This window comes from Microbulbifer maximicatervae (SeqCode), assembly GCF_052467325.1.
In genome coordinates, this window is the sequence record NZ_CP174310.1 from 5,161,134 (window position 1) to 5,177,770 (window position 16,637).

The window sequence follows — 16,637 nt, forward strand, 5'->3', positions numbered from 1 at the left end:
TAATTTTTAGCTCTAGTGATCCTCTATCACTTGCAAATTGTTCTCTGCTTTCATACGAGATATTTCGATCTCTTCCGCAAAAATCTCATGGATGCCGAAACGGTAACTGTCAGTACTATTTGCCGCATGGGTACCGTCTGGAATCGTTGTAAATGCAATGCGCCAGGGAGTGTTTCCTCGTTCTTTCCAGTGCTTATGCCAAGAGAGTGCATCATTGCGCAGGTTTGGCATATCTTTAGAGCCGCTGGTTACTACCAGAGTCAGATCCTCTCTTGTCGCTTGCACAGGTTCCTTGTAGAAAAATTCCTGTTGTGGTAGGAAGATGGCGTTACTAGCTATCAAGCCTTGAAATAAGTCGGGCTTAGAAAATGCCGTGTAAAGCACAAAATATCCCCCTCGACTTTGACCGAAGAGAACCCGTTGCTGAGGGTTTACCGCGTAGCGGCTTTCAACTGCTGGCAAGAGCTCCTGCTCTAGAAAGTTGAGAAACTGCGCCGCACCGCCATACTTAAGTGTGTCACTGTCACCGGGTAGAGAAAAGTCAAAACTGCGATGATTGATCTCGGGTTTAAATGAGCCGTAAGCAATACCTACAATAATCGCCTCGGGGGCGTAATCGTCGTAATGCATAAACAGGTGATTAGTAGCCAAAATTGGGAATAGGGAATCCCCATCAAGGAGATAAATGACCGGGTAAGTTGTATCCTCGTTTGGATTATAGCCCTCAGGCAGGCGAGTATAGATATGGTAGGGGCGCCCAATAATCGCTGAATCCAGCTTAAAGTAGTCCCCATTCAGGGCAGGCAAAAACTCAAGAGGCTGGGAATGACTTTCAGGAGAAGAGTTACTTTGGTGGTTAGCAGGGCAGCCACTTAGCAGTCCGGCTGCTAATAGCGTTGATAGAAAACGAATAAGGGGCTTTTTCATCGAGTCTCCTATACTAACGGTGGGGTTCATTGGTTGACCAAATCTCTTCTTATATTCTCAAGTGGGGTGCTAATGAGCAATATAAAGCTTGCTGCTGGTATCGATTTTCCTGCAATAGAAGTAAAGCGACTTGGTGGAGGTGAGTTGGTACTGGGGAAGCCTGAAGGTAGCTTCCCTTGGCAGATGGTAGTCGTTTACCGAGGTAAGCACTGCCCTCTTTGTACCAAGTATTTGCGTGTATTGAGTGTGCTACTACCCCGCTATCATGCGGAGGGTATAGACGTGGTCGCTGTCTCTTCTGATACAAAGGAAAAAGCTTCTCTGCATATGGAAACAATTCAGCCGGGATTTACTATCGGTTACGATTTATCAATACCCCAAATGCAGCAGCTTGGGCTCTATATTTCAAAGCCCCGCTCCCCTGAAGAAACAGATAGGCCCTTTGCTGAACCAGGTGTTTTTGTTATCAATGAATCTGGGAGCTTGCAGGTTGTAGATATTTCTAACGCGCCATTTGCAAGGCCAGATCTACAAACATTGTTGGTGGGCATTGAGTTTATTCGCAATCCAGAAAATAATTATCCGGTTCGAGGGACTTACTAGGGCCCTTATATACAGGCACCGCTGAACATACAGATCATAGGGAATATTCAAACGTTTGAAGTATCACTTCACTCTTTGAATAAACTACACTTATATTGGTTCCTATATAGGTTTATGTAATGTTGGATTTCCCTTTTTTCGTGTGGTAACAAATCAAACTCGAGTAGTCTTTGTAACGTTTGGATGGCTTTTGAAAAATTACCTTTTTCAGCATCTAAGGCAGACTCAACAAAATCGATATATGGAAAGAACTGACTTTTGTTGGCCTTTCTACTCTTGATTAAGGTGGCGGCGTATTGTACATCCTTAAAGGGGGAGGGAGTACACATTAGAAATAAAGCATAACTTAATTCTAAAAATCCATTTTCATGATTCATATATTTTTCATATATACTCTTTGCCTTTAAAAGATCTTTCGGGTGGTGCTTTCCTACTACATTCCAATATGCTTGCTGCAAAATAGCCATTTCAAAATTTTGGGCTAGTGACAAATTGTAATAGTGATGTGCTTTTGAAAGGTTTATCGAAGTTCCATATCCATACTCATAGTGCAGACCTAAGTTGTATAGAGCTCTTGGGTCGTTGTACTTAATGCCTTCCTTTAGCCAGTAAATTGCTTGCTCATAATCGCGGGGTATTACGCCTGTTTGATATAAAATTCCTAGCTCAGTAGCGGCTTCATCGTGACCTTTTCCTGCGGCATCAATAAGCAGGTCTAAGCCCTTAGAAGTGGATCGATACGGTGCCTGCCCATTAATATACATATATGCTAGTTGAACCTGGCCAGACAGATCTCCGCGATCTGTAGCCATTTGATAAAGTTCAAAGGCTTTCTCATTGTTTTGCTCTACATGCCTTCCTCTAATGTAATAATTGCCAAGTTCATCGAATAGAGTTGGGCATCCTAAATCTACAGCCCTCTGTAATATCAAAAAAGATTTTTCAATGTCAATTGGTACATATAGTCCATTATCGTACATGGCAGATAAGTTGCCTGCAGCATCACAGCTTCCCAGGGCTGTAGCTCTCTCAAAGTGTTTAAATGCTTTTTTTAGATTTTTGGGATAAAGATTACCAAAGAAGTACTCAACACCTGCTAGGGAGTGAGCGCTGGCACTGTCAGACTTTAGGGCTTTCTCAAGATAATCTCTTGAGAGAGAACGGTTTTGCTTTACGCAGAGTCCAAGCCCGTAAGCACTTGCCAGCTTAACCTGGGCCTTGGCGTTTCCATTGCTTGCTAGATTTGTTAATGTTTGAATAGCATAACCGCAATTTTTCTCAGTAAGTACGCCATCAAAATATAGTTCGGCTAGATGTAACTCTGCTTTAGAGGAGCCAAGATATACTGCATCAGATATAAACTGGATACCTTTGGTGGAATTTTGTGGGATGCCATTTTTGCCGTAGAGGTTGGATACCCCTAGCCAATAGAAAGTCTCTGCAGTAGCAGTTCCCTGCTCGAGAGAATTATAAGCTTCTTGGGCCTTTCTTGATCCCTGATGTGTTGTGGTCGTGTTATCCAGGGTATCTCTAAGTTGCGAAGCTGAAATTGATTCGCTTAATATGGTTAGTAAGAATAATATATGTATAATTTGATTCAGCCTAACAGTTTTCATTTTAGAGTTTTTGTTATGGAAAGCAGCTCATATTTTATTATTTTTTTAGGCTGGAAGTACAGATATGTAGTAAGTTATCTTCACTTTCTGTGAATAAATTTCGGGAATTTTAGGTTTTTATAGAGGAGGGGGTATTTGTGGGTGTTTTGTTGACATGTATTGTTCAGGGTTTAATAAAAGGCCCGCTTTTGGTAGTGAGCCCTCTATTATAAGGTTTTTGTGTGATTGTTGTGTGGGGGGATATGGATGTGTGAACGTTAAAATTGATTTAGTTCTTCACGTAGGTCATCCCCTAATTCTTCTGAGTCGGTAATCCATACGCTTTTGTCCGGCGCAGGAAATACACCTATTTCAATGTCGTCACCTTTTAAGCCGGAAAGCCACTTCTTTAAAAACTGTGGTAAGGGAATGCTTTTAGGGGTGAGGCCCGTTTCATTCTCAGCATAGGCTTGGGCAAATTCAGCGCTTGGCCATACTGGCAGATATTCAAAGCCACCATCTTCATCGGTGTGTATTTTAAGAAAGCAATTTTGGCTATCGATCAGTATCCAGATCTCCCGCTCTTCTCCGGCTATGCTCAGAAAATACTCGTAGCGATCTTCACAGCTGAGATTAGTTATTTCACTTAAATCTGGGGTGCTCATATATCAATTCATTGTAGCTAGGTAATAGGCGAGTAGGGATAACTGAAGGCCTGCTCATCTAGAGGCATAGCTGTTATACCAATTAATGCGGGGCATTATGCGCGAATACAAGCCGCTATCCAAATGCTTTGCCGAGATGGTCAGCGGCAGGGGGAGAGAAAGAGTTTCTATAGAACTTAAGTCTATGGTTAGAGTGAAGAGGAAACTGGAATGCTCAAAATAAAAAAAACGGGCATTAAGCCCGTTTTCAATACTTCTCTTCCTGTGAGCGACTACTTTCTCCTTTTTAGTAATTCGCTAACCAGGAAGCGCTTACCACTGCAGTGCGCCGCCGGTTTGGTATTCGATAACACGGGTTTCAAAGAAGTTTTTCTCTTTGCGCAGGTCCATAATTTCAGACATCCACGGGAATGGGTTCTGAGCGCCAGGGAACTGCTCTTTCAGGCCCAGCTGGCTAAGGCGGCGGTTGGCGATAAACTGGAGGTACTCCTCCATCATATTCGCATTCATGCCGAGTACGCCGCGGGGCATAGTGTCGCGGGCATAGGCTACTTCAAGCTCCATACCCTCGAGAATCATCTGGGTCACTTCCTGCTGGAATTCCGCTGTCCACAAGTGTGGATTTTCCAGCTTAATCTGGTTGATGACGTCGATGCCGAAGTTCAGGTGCATAGACTCGTCGCGCAGGATGTACTGGAACTGCTCGGCAACACCGGTCATTTTGTTGCGGCGACCCATGGACAGGATCTGGCTGAAGCCACAGTAGAAGAAAATACCCTCAGTGACAGCGTAGAAGGCGATCAGGTTGCGCAGCAGCTCCTGGTCGGATTCAACGGTGCCGGTTTTGAAGTTGGGATCACCGATGGCCTGGGTGTGGGACAGGCTCCAGGCCGCTTTTTTGGCAACCGCTGGCACTTCGCGGTACATATTGAAGACTTCACCTTCGTCCATACCCAGGGACTCTACACAGTACTGGTAGGCGTGGGTGTGAATGGCTTCTTCAAAAGACTGACGCAGCAGGTACTGGCGGCACTCCGGGTTGGTGATATGGCGGTAGATCGCCAATACCAGGTTGTTAGCAACCAGGGAGTCTGCGGTGGAGAAATAGCCCAGAGAGTATTCCACGATGCGACGCTCGTCCTCGGTCAGACCGTTGGGGTCTTTCCACATGGACACGTCTTTGTTCATGTTGATTTCCTGGGGCATCCAGTGGTTGGCGCAGCCGTCCAGGTATTTTTGCCAGGCCCAGTCGTATTTAAAGGGAACCAACTGGTTGAGGTCAGCGCGGCAATTAATAATGCGCTTTTCATCTACCTGGATACGGGCCGCACCCATTTCCAGTTCTTCCAGGCCGGGAGCCGGGTCCATATTAGCAACTGCGGCACGGGCGGCATCAACGGCAGTGGAGCCGCTTTGGGCCGCAGGCGACGCCGGAGCGGCTGTGTAGGAAGCGCTGGGCTCCTGCACGGATTTTGCCTGGGCCTCCGGCGTCGGTCGCGGTTCGGTTGCTTTTTCAGGTTGTTGGGGCTTGGTGTCGATGTCGTCCCAGCTCAGCATAGTTGGCCCTTTTGATCGGTCTCACTATCGAAAGTTCGATAAAAAATTCTTAAATCTTCCTGGTGTATTACTCACTAATTGTGTGTAACCAGGGATGACATACCGGTGATATTTTTTACCGGTAATAATTCATTACAGGCTCGTATTTTTAACTCGCCTGGGCACAGAAAATCCTGTGCCAGATCAATTTTTGCTGCGCTTTTGTGCATTTATTTGCACTGAATTTTCGCTAGCAATTGCACTGGGTTTTCTCGGAAAAATAAGCCGCAGCCGATCCCCGGTCCCTATGGTATTACCCACTATTAAAATAATGGGTGGACCGGGGTCGCTGCGCATGGTCATGCCCGCACTTGCGGTTACGACGCTCTCCCCCGAGAGTCAGTGCAGCCCCTATAAAAAAGGGGCTTAAATTTTACTGGCAGGCCTCGCAATCCGGGTCGTCCAGTGAGCAGGCCTGAGGCACTGCGGCCGGTGCAGGTGCAGCTTGCTCAGCAGGTGCTGCCGCAGCCACTCCGTTGCTACCGCCGTGTGCACTTACCGCGTTCAGGGTGCCACTATTTACCGTAGATTTCTCTGTGGTAGTGGCAGCCAGTGCGCGCAGGTAGTAAGTGGTTTTCAGGCCGCGGAACCAAGCCATGCGATAGGTCAGGTCCAGCTTCTTGCCGTCGGCGCCGGCAATATACAGGTTCAGGGACTGGGCCTGGTCGATCCACTTCTGGCGACGGCTGGCAGCGTCCACGATCCAGCGTGGCTCCACTTCAAACGCGGTGCGGTATTTCGCTTTCAGGTCTTCCGGTACGCGATCGATTTTCTGTACAGAACCTTCATAGTATTTCAGGTCGTTAACCATGACCTGATCCCACAGGCCGCGATCTTTCAGATCGTGTACCAGGTAGGGGTTTACTACGGTGAATTCGCCGGACAGGTTCGATTTCACATACAGGTTTTGGTAAGTCGGTTCGATCGACTGGGAAACTCCGGTGATATTGGCAATGGTCGCAGTAGGAGCGATTGCCATTACGTTGGAGTTACGCATACCTTGGGCTTTTACTTTCTCGCGCAGGCCGTCCCAGTCCAGAGTGGAGCTGGTGTCCTGTTCGATAAACTGCTGGCCGCGCTGCTCAGCCAGGATCTGGATGGAATCCAGTGGCAGGACACCTTTGCTCCATAGGGAGCCTTCGTAGGTCTGGTACTTGCCGCGCTCGGCAGCCAGGTCGCTGGAAGCGGAGATGGCTTCGAAGCTGATCGCTTCCATGGTGTTGTCGGCAAAGGCGACGGCTTCGTCGCTGGCGTAGGCGATACCGGCCTTGTACAGCGCATCCTGGAAGCCCATCAGGCCCATGCCCACAGGGCGGTGACGCATGTTGGACTGACGTGCACTTTCAACTGCGTAGTAGTTGATGTCGATAACGTTATCGAGCATACGCACCGCAGTTTTTACGGTATTGGCCAGCTTGGTGCGGTCGAGTTCACCATTCTCACCAATGTGTTGAGCCAGGTTGACGGAGCCCAGGTTACACACGGCGATTTCGTCGTCGGCCTTAGTGTTGAGAGTGATCTCGGTGCACAGGTTGGAGCTGTGAACCACACCGGCGTGTTGCTGCGGGCTGCGCAGGTTGCAGCTGTCTTTAAAGGTGATCCAGGGGTGGCCAGTTTCGAACAGCATGCCCAGCATCTTGCGCCACAGGTCTAGTGCGCGGATCTTTTTGAACAGACGCAGCTTGCCTTCGGCAGCCAGTTGCTCGTAGTGGTTGTAGCGCTCTTCGAATGCGGTGCCGAACAGGTCGTGCAGGTCCGGGCAATCGGCCGGGGAGAACAGGGTCCACTCTTTGTCTTCGAACACGCGCTTCATAAACAGGTCGGGGACCCAGTTAGCGGTGTTCATATCGTGGGTGCGGCGGCGGTCGTCACCAGTGTTTTTGCGCAGCTCGAGGAATTCCTCGATATCCAGGTGCCAGGTTTCCAGGTAGGCACAGACAGCGCCTTTGCGTTTACCGCCCTGGTTGACGGCTACTGCGGTGTCATTGGCCACTTTCAGGAAGGGCACAACACCTTGGGACTTGCCGTTGGTGCCTTTGATATAGGAACCCAGGGAGCGCACCGGCGTCCAGTCATTGCCGAGACCGCCTGCCCACTTGGACAGCATGGCGTTATCGCGGATCGCGCCGTAAATGCCGTGCAGGTCGTCCGGTACCGTGGTCAGGTAGCAGGAGGACAGCTGCGGGCGCAGGGTGCCGGCGTTGAACAGGGTCGGGGTGGAACTCATGTAGTCGAAAGAGCTCAACAGGTTGTAGAACTCTACCGCGCGCTCGTTTTTGTTCTCTTCATTAATGCTGAGGCCCATGGCGACACGCATAAAGAAGATCTGCGGCAGCTCAAAACGAATATCGTCGCTGTGCAGGAAGTAGCGGTCGTACAGAGTCTGCAGGCCCAGATAAGTGAACTGGTGATCGCGCTCGCCTTTTAGAGCTTCGCCGAGTTTTTCCAGGTCGAAGGTGGCCAGTGCCGGGTCCAGCAGGTCCAGCTCGATACCCTTTTTCACGTAAGTGGGCAGGGTAGAGGCGTACAGCTTTTCCATCTCGTGCTGGGTGGCGCGCTCGGCAACACCGAGGAAGCGCAGAGCTTCGGAGCGCAGCTTGTCCAGCAGCAGGCTGGCGGTAGCGAAGGTGTAATTGGGCTCCTGCTCAACCAAGGTGCGCGCAGTGATTACCAGTGCGGTGTTGATATCGTTTTCGGAAACACCGTCGTACAGGTTTTTCAGGGCTTCGTTAAGAATTGCCGCGCTGTCGACATCTTTGAGGCCTTCACAGGCTTCTTTGACAACGGTGCGCAGGCGCTCCATATCCAGAGGTGCAAGGCTGTCATCGTCCTGCTTTACACGGATGCTGGGGTGGGCATCGACGGCTTGCTCGGCAATTTGAGCGGTTTTTTCTTTCTCTGCGCGCAGGCGAGCGTGTTCTTCGCGGTAGAGTACGTAGTCGCGGGCAACCTTTTGTTCACCGGCGCGCATCAGGGCCAGCTCTACCTGGTCCTGGATCTCTTCAATGTGGATAGTGCCGCCAGAGGGCATGCGGCGTTTGAAAGTGGCACTGATCTGGCCGACCAGCTCTTCAACTTGCTCGTGGACACGGCTGGAAGCAGCGGCGGTGCCGCCTTCAACAGCGAGGAAGGCTTTAGTCACGGCGACGGCGATTTTGCTGTCGTCGTAGGGGACAACGGTGCCATTGCGCTTGATTACGCGGATCTGGCCCGGTGCAGTAGCGGCCAGAGTCGTGCCGCCAGTCGCCTGGTCGCTGGAGGTGCCTGATTTTTCCGCAGGCACGGCTTGAGAGCGCCCTGTCTCTGTGTGCATGTAAATCTCCGAAAGGTTTGTACTGTTGTCTGTCCGCGTGCGTTCAAAAGAACGGCGGCCACATGACTGCGTGGCATGGCGGAGCGTGTCCTTCGCATTGCCAGTGTTTATCCACAGCTGTGGACACTGGAAACAGGCGGCTTGTCACTGGCTATCTGAAAAGGTTTGCCAGCTGCTGCCTGTGGCGGAAATTCCATTCCGCCCGCTTACCTCTGATTCTGCTTTGAAAAAAGCAGCGCCTGACGCCCACCGCCAAAAAGTGTGGTGATGCGCCGGAATTTGCCCCACAAAATGGGGGTGCTCTTAAGCCTCTACCCCAATATATAGGGGGTCGGCCTCGAGTGCGCTACAAGATAATGCGGTAGGCGGGTCAGTTCAAGGCGAATAACTATGTAGTTGTTTGTGGATAAATTGTGGGTAGAGGTGCTGAGTCAGTAGCCACTTTCGCGGCAGAGCCCGCCAGCCCTGGGCTGCAAAGGAGTGGGTGCCGGGGAAGAACGCCGGGTACAGTGTCTTACAATTTTTTTTAATAGCTCGAGCGCTGTAAATTAACAACGGCAATAACCATTTGCAAATGGCTGCTCTTTGAGCAAAGTGGTACTCAATTGCTCAATTTACTGACGCTTATTTAATTCTGACATCTTGGCTGGCTGTAAATTAGTCGTTGGCGCCGATTGCTAAATTTAGCGATCTCTTGATTGTTTTGTCGCCAATCGCATCTTTTATACATTGTCGGGAGGAGGGGCGCAGGGGAGTGGGCTAGGTAGCAGGGTACAGCCGTAGGAGTGGCTGTACCCTTTTAGGGGTTATCGACTGTAGTCTTGGAGGAATTCCATCAGGGCTTTTTGCGCGTGAAGGCGGTTTTCAGCCTCATCCCATACCACCGAGATGTCGTCATCCTCTAAAAGTTCGGCGCTCACCTCCTCTCCACGGTGGGCGGGCAAGCAGTGCATAAAGATGGCATCGCTATTGGCATGGCTCATCAGCTCGTGGTCCACGAGGAAGTTCTCGAAGGCTTTCAGGCGGATCTGTTGTTCAGTTTCCTGTCCCATGGAAGCCCACACATCGGTAGCCACCCAATCGGCCTCTTTCACAGCCTCCACTGGATCGTGTACTACGGTGACCCGATCACTTGCCGAAGCGAGGATATTGGCGTTGGGCTCGTAGCCGGGCGGGCAGGCTATGCGCAGCTCAAAATTGCACAGGCGGGCAGCATTAATATAGGAGTGGCACATATTGTTGCCGTCGCCAACCCAGGCGACCACCTTGCCCTCTGGACTGCCGCGGTGCTCTACAAAGGTTTGGATATCTGCGAGCAGCTGGCAGGGGTGGTAGCTGTCGGAGAGGGCATTAATCACCGGTACCTTTGAATATTCGGAGAAGCGCTCCAGTACCTGGTGGCCAAAGGTGCGAATCATCACCATATCCACCATGCTGGAAATTACTCGGGCGCTGTCTTCAACGGGCTCCCCACGGCCTAACTGAGTATCGCGGGGAGATAGGAAGAGGGCGCTGCCGCCCATCTGTGCCATACCGGCCTCAAATGAAACGCGGGTGCGAGTAGAGGATTTCTCAAAAATCATCCCCAGCACTTTGCCGCGAAAAAGGTCGGTATTTATTCCTTGAGTGCGCAGTGTTTTGAGTTCGATCGCGCGCTCAATAATTTGCTTGAGCTCTTCCGAAGACAAGTCTGTCAGGGTAAGAAAATGTCTGATCGCCATAAGCTGTTCTCCTTTTTTTGCATCAGACTGCTTGCAGTGCAAACTGGTGAATCAGTGAGCTGATATCGTTTGCCAATTGATGGCACTCGTCGTCGCTGAGTGTGAGTGGGGGAAGCAGGCGAACTACATTGCCGGCTGTAACATTGATCAGTAATCCGAGCTTGCGGGCTTTGTCCACCAGTGTGGCACAGGGCTGCTGTAATTCGATGCCGATCATCAGCCCCAGCCCGCGCACCTCTTTAACCTGGTTGCAATCGGATAACTGCTGTTGCAGCTGGTGAAGCAAGCGTTGCCCCAACACCTCGGCACGCTCTACCAGCCATTCATTTTCCAGTGTTTCGAGAACTGTCAGGGCTGCGCTGCAGGCGAGAGGGTTGCCGCCAAAAGTGGAGCCGTGGGTGCCCGCAGAAAATAATTGTGCGGCAACTCCCCTTGCCAGGCAGGCTCCGATGGGAACGCCATTCCCGAGCCCTTTGGCGGTTGTCACAACATCGGGCTTTATTCCTTCATGCTGGTAGGCAAACATTTTGCCGCTGCGGCCGTTCCCGCTCTGCACTTCATCCAGCATCAGGAGCCAATCATGCTGATCGCAGAGTTCTCGCAATTGACTTAGGTAGTTGGGGGAGGGGATACGTACACCACCCTCCCCCTGGATCGGTTCTACCAGTATTGCGACAATATCGTTACGTTCAGCCGCGAGCTTTTCGATGGTTGCGGCGTTATTAAACGGTACACGCAGGAAGCCCTCAGGCAGAGGACCGAAGCCTTCTTGGATTTTTTCATTACCGGTTGCTGTCAGGGTGGCCAGGGTACGGCCGTGGAAAGCGCCTTCCATTACCAGGATTTGAGGGATTTCAATGTTGCGGCTATTGCCTAGCCGGCGAGCTAATTTAATCGCTGCTTCATTGGCCTCAGCACCGGAATTGGAGAAAAAGACATTGTCCATGCCAGACAACTGTACCAGCTTGTCCGCCAGTTTCTCCTGAGCCGGGATATTGTAGAGATTGGATACATGTAACAGGGTTCGGATCTGCTCGTGTAGGGCTAGGGTCACTTTGGGGTGGCAGTGGCCAAGGCCGCAGACGGCGATTCCAGAGATTGCATCCAGGTATCGTCGGCCCTGATCATCCCACACATAGTTGCCTTCACCCCGCACTAGCGTGAGGGTTCGATCGCCATAGTTTTGCATGAGTGTCGAGGTGGCCACTGAGGCATCTCCTTAAATATTGACTGTCTGGATTATCTCTTTTCCGCAGAAAATTCTGTTTAAGTCTTTTAATCTGCACTTAATATTGATTGGGGTAATACTAACACAGCATTTATATACTGTGCGCTACCTGGGTGGCTGAATTTTCAACATTGTGTGCAGTGTTTCAGGTCTGCGGTTCTTGCATTCATCAGGGGGATGGTGTGCCGGCCCCACTGGGGTACAATGGATGCCGGCGCGCTATATCAGATGATGGTATGGTGCCTATACACTTACTTTTTGCTTCGACCACCTGAGGTTTTTCACGCTTATGGATACACTGGAGAACATCAAGCAGCAGATCGCTGATAACACCATTCTGCTTTATATGAAAGGTAGCCCTAATGCCCCCCAGTGCGGCTTTTCCATGCGGGCCTCCCAGGCGATGATGGCTTGCGGTAAGCGCTTTGCCTACGTTGATATTCTGGCTAACCCGGACATCCGCGCTGAGCTGCCTAAGTACGCGAACTGGCCGACGTTCCCCCAGCTGTGGGTTAAGGGCGAACTGATCGGTGGCTGTGACATCATTATGGAAATGCACGAGAACGGTGAGCTGAAAACCTTGATTGATGAGGCATCAGCGGAGAGCGAGGGCGAGGATTGATTTCCGTTTTTGCTCCAATATGTCTGTCGCTATAGATGGCAGGCATATTGTAGGAACAAAAAAAACCGCAGCGAAAACTGCGGTTTTTTTATGCCTGTGAGAGGACTTAAACTACTTGCCAGAGTGGCCGGCTGCAGTTTCCATTTGAGTTTGCAGGTAGTTTTGAATGCCAACTTTGTCGATCAGCTCCAGCTGGGTTTCCAGCCAATCTACATGCTCTTCCTCAGACTCGAGGATTTTCTCCAGCAATTCACGGCTGCCGTAATCCCGAACGGACTCGCAATAGGCGATGGCCTCACGCAGGTCGGGGATGGCCTTGGATTCAATTTTTAAGTCGCATTTGAGCATCTCTTCGGTATTTTCACCGATCAGAAGTTTGCCCAAGTGCTGCAGGTTTGGAATACCTTCGAGGAAAAGAATGCGCTCGATCAGCCAATCGGCATGCTTCATTTCATCGATGGATTCATGATATTCCTGTTTGCCCAGCTCTTTTAAACCCCAGTTATCGTACATGCGGGCGTGTAGGAAATACTGGTTAATAGCTACCAGTTCATTACCCAGTACTTTATTTAAATGCTCAATTACCTTGGGGTCGCCTTTCATAGCCTGTGCTCCTGAAGCCCTGCCAACTCAATAAGGTTTGCAGAGAGTTCCTATTTGTAAGTCGCTAGAGATTAGTTGATATTTTTAGTTACTAAAGTTTATTAGTCACTAAAGTCTGCGGCTGCCTGATTTACCTAATTTTATTTTAGGGTTTAAGCTGCAATCGGGGCTGAGTTTGCGTTGCGATTTGCGGCAAGTCAAGAAATAATTTTTCTTGCGGAATGCAGGAAAAACAAGGGTTTTAACGCAAATTTAGCCGAAAATGGCAACGAAAATAATTATCATTTAGGTTGTGTGAGCAATGCAGCAATAAGTCATTTATTTCGAATATTAACCCTTGTTATTGATAGGTTGCGTACTTTAGTTGAGGCTAATGTTTTCACGTTTGGTATTAATAATGCTTCTTATTTATATATGCAGGTGAAACGCTTGTAGTCATAAGCTGAGTCAAAACCTTTTCCAGTATTCGAATGGCGCTTGAATAATTAATTTTATTTATAAATTAAATGACCCCATCTTTTGATGGTTTGCCATCTGACCGACTCATTGAATGGCTACCTGAGATATAAAAGTGATTGGGGGATCTTTTGTTGATGGAATCATGTCCTGAATTGATGTTGATCACTGTTGAATGTCACGTGGATTACAAAGGGATTAACAAAGCGGTGTCTGAATAAATCCATGATACTTTCGGGCTCCTGAAGTCAGCAGATATTCGGTGCTTCGTTGCAAGTACCCTGTCTAACAAGACCCACCCTACAGGCTTTCATGGCAATTCATGCTCTGCGCTGTAAGAACCAAAAACCTCACGGAATTATTTAGAAGCTCTCTAAAACAGGTTTTCTTAATGTTCAGCTCTTCCGATCCAAAGGATATTGCTGAGAGACCGGAGAGGTAAGTAACTCGGAGGGCTAAAGTTTGGTGGGTATGTAAAGCCGGGGGGCGTTTTCAGGTTGAGATTTATAGCTGTCTAAGGTTGGCCAATATATGTTCAGGCTGAGAGCGGCGACAAAGACAATGGGTGTAAGTAAGTTCGATCTGAGTGGGGGTCTTATACAGGCTCGTAAGGTTTTACGGAGAGCTGGAGAGATGAAAGTGGTAAAGAGGCCACCAGAGGAGGGTGGCCATATTGGACGGTCAGCTGGCGGAGTAGAAGAGGCCGCTGTTGGCAGAGGACACCATCCCACCGCTCATGGTCTCGTCGATGATCTCCTTGGTCTGCTCGGCACAGCGTCCACATTGAGAAGAAACGCCTAGCTGGCGTCTCAAAGCCTTCACCGAAGTGGAGCCATCATAGATCGCCTCTTTAATCTGGCGGTCAGTTATGCCCTTACAAATACATACATACATGGCGGTGGCTCTGTTCAACTCTTACTCAATAGTAGTCAGGTAGGAATCCTATTGCAATTGAGAATGAGTGTCAATAAGATTCCGGAATGGTCGCATTTCGCCCTCTTTGTTTGCTATTTGTACATCTTTGCGGGTAGGTCATCCTATTTTGGGTGTTAGTTCACGCATAGCCGTTCTGCTATCAGCCTGATTTAAAAAATTTATGGGCCTGAAATAAGTGGGTGTGTATCATAGCGGCCCACTATTAATTCCCATTCGATTTATAGCTACTGCTCATAAATTGAACACTCTACGTATCATCAACAACCCATCATTGGATTGAGGAGGTTTTCATGGCAGTTCTGGTAGGCAAGCCGGCTCCGGATTTCACCGCTGCAGCGGTATTGGGTAACGGCGAGATCGTCGATACTTTTAACCTGAAAGAAGCAATCAAAGGTAAGAAGGCTGTAGTTTTCTTCTACCCGCTGGACTTCACCTTCGTATGCCCTTCTGAGCTGATCGCTTTCGACCACCGTTTCGCTGAGTTTGAAAAGCGCGGTGTTGAGGTAATCGGTGTATCCATCGATTCCCAGTTCTCTCACAACGCATGGCGTAATACCTCCGTCAACGACGGTGGTATTGGCCCGGTTAAGTACACTCTGGTTGCAGACGTTAAGCACGAAATCTGCCAGGCGTACGACGTAGAAGCTGACGCTGGTGTTGCTTTCCGCGGTTCCTTCCTGATCGACGAAGAAGGCAATGTACGTCACCAGGTAGTTAACGATCTGCCGCTGGGCCGTAACGTTGACGAAATGCTGCGCATGGTTGACGCTCTGGCGTTCCACCAGGAGCACGGTGAAGTTTGCCCCGCCGGCTGGCAGGAAGGCGACAAAGGTATGAACGCTTCTCCGGAAGGTGTAGCGGCTTACCTGAGTGAGAACGCTGAGAAGCTGTAAGACGCTTTTTGCGTTGGGGTCTCCGGACTCCAAAAAGAAGAACCGCCGTAAGGCGGTTTTTTTGTTTGTACAAGCCTTGTTGCGCTGATCTGCGCTGATTGGCATGGCCGTCCCCGCGCCGGAGAAAAGTGCAGACTAGAATTCAGCGGTCAGTCCTGCGTGGCGCCTAAATAGAGTTTTTGCCCGCTGGCTGCTAGTCTTATCTGCAACTACCGGATTGCTTTGGCGGCTCGATTTGCTTATGAGACCTGCAATTCTTTCAAATATTGTCTACGGCACGCGCGCTTTTATGGCACGTTTTTTCCTCTCCCTGATGATTCTGGGGAGTCTGTCCCTGCCTGCGCAAGCGGTTGATATAGACGACAGGGCCAAGCAGTTTGGCCGCTACTTCAAACAGATGATGGCGGGTAAATCTATACCCGGCGGCGCCTATGTCATTGTGGATGGCAACCGGGTGGTCGCGATGGACACCTATGGCGTCAGGGTCAGGGGTAAATCCGGCAAGGTGGATCAGGACACGGTGTTCCGCCTGGCCTCGGTATCCAAGACCTTCGCTGCCAGTATGGCCACTATGTTGGAGCATGAAGATCGCTTCAAATGGGATGACAAGGTGGTCAACTATGTGCCAGACCTCAGCTTTAAGACGCCCTCGCTGTCTCGCCAGCTTCAGGTGGAGCACTTGCTCAGCCATTCCTCGGGTCTGACCCCCAACGCCTACGACAACTACCTTGAGGACAACAAGCCTCTCAGCAAGATATTGCCCAAGTTTGCCAATATCGATCCGCGCTGTACGCCGGGAAAATGCTACGGCTACCAGAATGTGTTGTTCAGCCTGATTGAGGACGTGATTTTTGAGGCGACCGGGGTCTCCTTTGCCAGCCAGCTGAAAAAGCGAATTTTTGTCCCGCTGAAAATGCAGAACGCATCGGTCGGCTGGGAGAGCTTTATGGCCTCCGACAACCGTGCGGCACCCCATATCCAGACAGGCAGCGGCTGGCGCCCGGTAAAAGTAGAGAAGGAATACTACTTTGCTGCACCGGCGGCGGGAGTGAATGCCAGTATCTCCGATATGGCCCAGTGGCTGAAAGCGCAGATGGGCTACTACCCGAAGGTGCTGTCACCGGAAGTGATCGCCGATATGACTACTGAGCGAGTCGCTACCCAGCGCCATATGCGCCATCGTATCTGGAGAGATTACCTGTCTCACGCGGGCTACGGCTTGGGCTGGCGCCTCTACACCATCGGTGACGATCGTATTATTTATCACGGCGGTTGGGTTGCGGGCTTCCGCGCGGCGGTGGCCTATTCGGAAAAGTTGAAAGTGGGTATTGCCATCCTGATGAATGCGGAGTCCCGAGTGATCTCAGATCTTACTGCCAATTTCGTGATCGATATTACTGGCAAAGGCAATCTCGCTACCGCTCAAACCAGTGGAGATCGCTGATCTCTACTGGCAAGTGATTGTCCCTCCCCCCTTGA

General features: G+C 50.1%; 14 protein-coding genes. 5 read left to right on the plus strand and 9 right to left on the minus strand.

Annotated elements, in window-relative coordinates; all coding sequences use genetic code 11:
• Window positions 1-12: 12 nt before the first annotated feature.
• Window positions 13-927, minus strand: a complete 915-nt coding sequence (locus ACJJIE_RS22885; RefSeq protein WP_444893079.1) for an alpha/beta hydrolase — start codon at window positions 925-927, stop codon at window positions 13-15.
• A 72-nt stretch (window positions 928-999) separates the two neighbouring features.
• Between ACJJIE_RS22885 and ACJJIE_RS22890 the strand changes: the two genes are divergently transcribed.
• A complete protein-coding gene (locus ACJJIE_RS22890) occupies window positions 1,000-1,530 on the plus strand; it encodes a redoxin domain-containing protein (RefSeq protein WP_282933790.1) in 531 nt (176 codons plus the stop codon).
• A gap of 68 nt (window positions 1,531-1,598) precedes the next feature.
• On the opposite strand, the gene ACJJIE_RS22895 is transcribed toward ACJJIE_RS22890, so the two are convergent.
• The 6 genes from ACJJIE_RS22895 to ACJJIE_RS22920 all read right to left on the minus strand — a co-directional run bounded on the left by ACJJIE_RS22895 (window position 1,599) and on the right by ACJJIE_RS22920 (window position 11,627).
• Entirely contained in the window at window positions 1,599-3,146 is a 1,548-nt protein-coding gene (locus ACJJIE_RS22895) for a tetratricopeptide repeat protein (protein ID WP_444893080.1), read from the minus strand.
• A 257-nt stretch (window positions 3,147-3,403) separates the two neighbouring features.
• A complete protein-coding gene (locus ACJJIE_RS22900) occupies window positions 3,404-3,790 on the minus strand; it encodes a DUF2750 domain-containing protein (protein WP_282933788.1) in 387 nt (128 codons plus the stop codon).
• A 312-nt stretch (window positions 3,791-4,102) separates the two neighbouring features.
• On the minus strand, window positions 4,103-5,347 hold the full coding sequence (locus ACJJIE_RS22905; protein WP_108734126.1) for a ribonucleotide-diphosphate reductase subunit beta: 1,245 nt from the start codon (window positions 5,345-5,347) through the stop codon (window positions 4,103-4,105).
• Between the two features lie 412 nt (window positions 5,348-5,759).
• On the minus strand, window positions 5,760-8,699 hold the full coding sequence (locus tag ACJJIE_RS22910) for a ribonucleoside-diphosphate reductase subunit alpha (RefSeq protein WP_444893081.1): 2,940 nt from the start codon (window positions 8,697-8,699) through the stop codon (window positions 5,760-5,762).
• 806 nt (window positions 8,700-9,505) lie between these two features.
• Window positions 9,506-10,420 (minus strand): ornithine carbamoyltransferase, encoded by a 915-nt coding sequence (argF, locus tag ACJJIE_RS22915; protein WP_444893082.1) that lies wholly within the window; start codon window positions 10,418-10,420, stop codon window positions 9,506-9,508.
• A 22-nt stretch (window positions 10,421-10,442) separates the two neighbouring features.
• On the minus strand, window positions 10,443-11,627 hold the full coding sequence (locus ACJJIE_RS22920; RefSeq protein WP_444893083.1) for an aspartate aminotransferase family protein: 1,185 nt from the start codon (window positions 11,625-11,627) through the stop codon (window positions 10,443-10,445).
• A gap of 310 nt (window positions 11,628-11,937) precedes the next feature.
• Here ACJJIE_RS22920 and grxD point away from each other — a divergent pair, with 310 nt between their 5' ends.
• Window positions 11,938-12,270, plus strand: a complete 333-nt coding sequence (gene grxD / locus ACJJIE_RS22925) for a Grx4 family monothiol glutaredoxin (RefSeq protein WP_282933784.1) — start codon at window positions 11,938-11,940, stop codon at window positions 12,268-12,270.
• A 111-nt stretch (window positions 12,271-12,381) separates the two neighbouring features.
• On the opposite strand, the gene bfr is transcribed toward grxD, so the two are convergent.
• The gene (bfr, locus tag ACJJIE_RS22930; RefSeq protein WP_020412720.1) at window positions 12,382-12,873 is read right to left on the minus strand and encodes a bacterioferritin; all 492 of its coding nucleotides are present in this window, start codon (window positions 12,871-12,873) and stop codon (window positions 12,382-12,384) included.
• Between the two features lie 180 nt (window positions 12,874-13,053).
• Here bfr and ACJJIE_RS22935 point away from each other — a divergent pair, with 180 nt between their 5' ends.
• On the plus strand, window positions 13,054-13,308 hold the full coding sequence (locus ACJJIE_RS22935; protein ID WP_282933783.1) for a hypothetical protein: 255 nt from the start codon (window positions 13,054-13,056) through the stop codon (window positions 13,306-13,308).
• 702 nt (window positions 13,309-14,010) lie between these two features.
• On the opposite strand, the gene ACJJIE_RS22940 is transcribed toward ACJJIE_RS22935, so the two are convergent.
• A complete protein-coding gene (locus ACJJIE_RS22940; protein ID WP_444893084.1) occupies window positions 14,011-14,241 on the minus strand; it encodes a bacterioferritin-associated ferredoxin in 231 nt (76 codons plus the stop codon).
• Between the two features lie 314 nt (window positions 14,242-14,555).
• On the opposite strand from ACJJIE_RS22940, the gene ACJJIE_RS22945 reads away from it, so the two are divergent.
• Both ACJJIE_RS22945 and ACJJIE_RS22950 read left to right on the plus strand, forming a co-directional pair.
• Complete coding sequence (locus ACJJIE_RS22945; RefSeq protein ID WP_143730920.1) at window positions 14,556-15,158, plus strand: peroxiredoxin; 603 nt, start codon at window positions 14,556-14,558, stop codon at window positions 15,156-15,158.
• 241 nt (window positions 15,159-15,399) lie between these two features.
• Window positions 15,400-16,602, plus strand: a complete 1,203-nt coding sequence (locus tag ACJJIE_RS22950; RefSeq protein WP_282933782.1) for a serine hydrolase domain-containing protein — start codon at window positions 15,400-15,402, stop codon at window positions 16,600-16,602.
• Window positions 16,603-16,637 lie beyond the last annotated feature (35 nt).

Excerpts from the sequence above, each read along its gene's own strand:
- ACJJIE_RS22905 (WP_108734126.1), bottom strand. The coding sequence starts at position 5,347 with ATGCTGAGCTGGGACGACATCGACACCAAGCCCCAACAACCTGAAAAA.
- argF (WP_444893082.1), bottom strand. The coding sequence starts at position 10,420 with ATGGCGATCAGACATTTTCTTACCCTGACAGACTTGTCTTCGGAAGAG.
- ACJJIE_RS22910 (WP_444893081.1), bottom strand. The coding sequence starts at position 8,699 with ATGCACACAGAGACAGGGCGCTCTCAAGCCGTGCCTGCGGAAAAATCA.
- ACJJIE_RS22890 (WP_282933790.1), top strand. The coding sequence starts at position 1,000 with ATGAGCAATATAAAGCTTGCTGCTGGTATCGATTTTCCTGCAATAGAA.
- ACJJIE_RS22885 (WP_444893079.1), bottom strand. The coding sequence starts at position 927 with ATGAAAAAGCCCCTTATTCGTTTTCTATCAACGCTATTAGCAGCCGGA.
- ACJJIE_RS22900 (WP_282933788.1), bottom strand. The coding sequence starts at position 3,790 with ATGAGCACCCCAGATTTAAGTGAAATAACTAATCTCAGCTGTGAAGAT.
- ACJJIE_RS22945 (WP_143730920.1), top strand. The coding sequence starts at position 14,556 with ATGGCAGTTCTGGTAGGCAAGCCGGCTCCGGATTTCACCGCTGCAGCG.
- ACJJIE_RS22950 (WP_282933782.1), top strand. The coding sequence starts at position 15,400 with ATGAGACCTGCAATTCTTTCAAATATTGTCTACGGCACGCGCGCTTTT.
- bfr (WP_020412720.1), bottom strand. The coding sequence starts at position 12,873 with ATGAAAGGCGACCCCAAGGTAATTGAGCATTTAAATAAAGTACTGGGT.
- ACJJIE_RS22895 (WP_444893080.1), bottom strand. The coding sequence starts at position 3,146 with ATGAAAACTGTTAGGCTGAATCAAATTATACATATATTATTCTTACTA.
- grxD (WP_282933784.1), top strand. The coding sequence starts at position 11,938 with ATGGATACACTGGAGAACATCAAGCAGCAGATCGCTGATAACACCATT.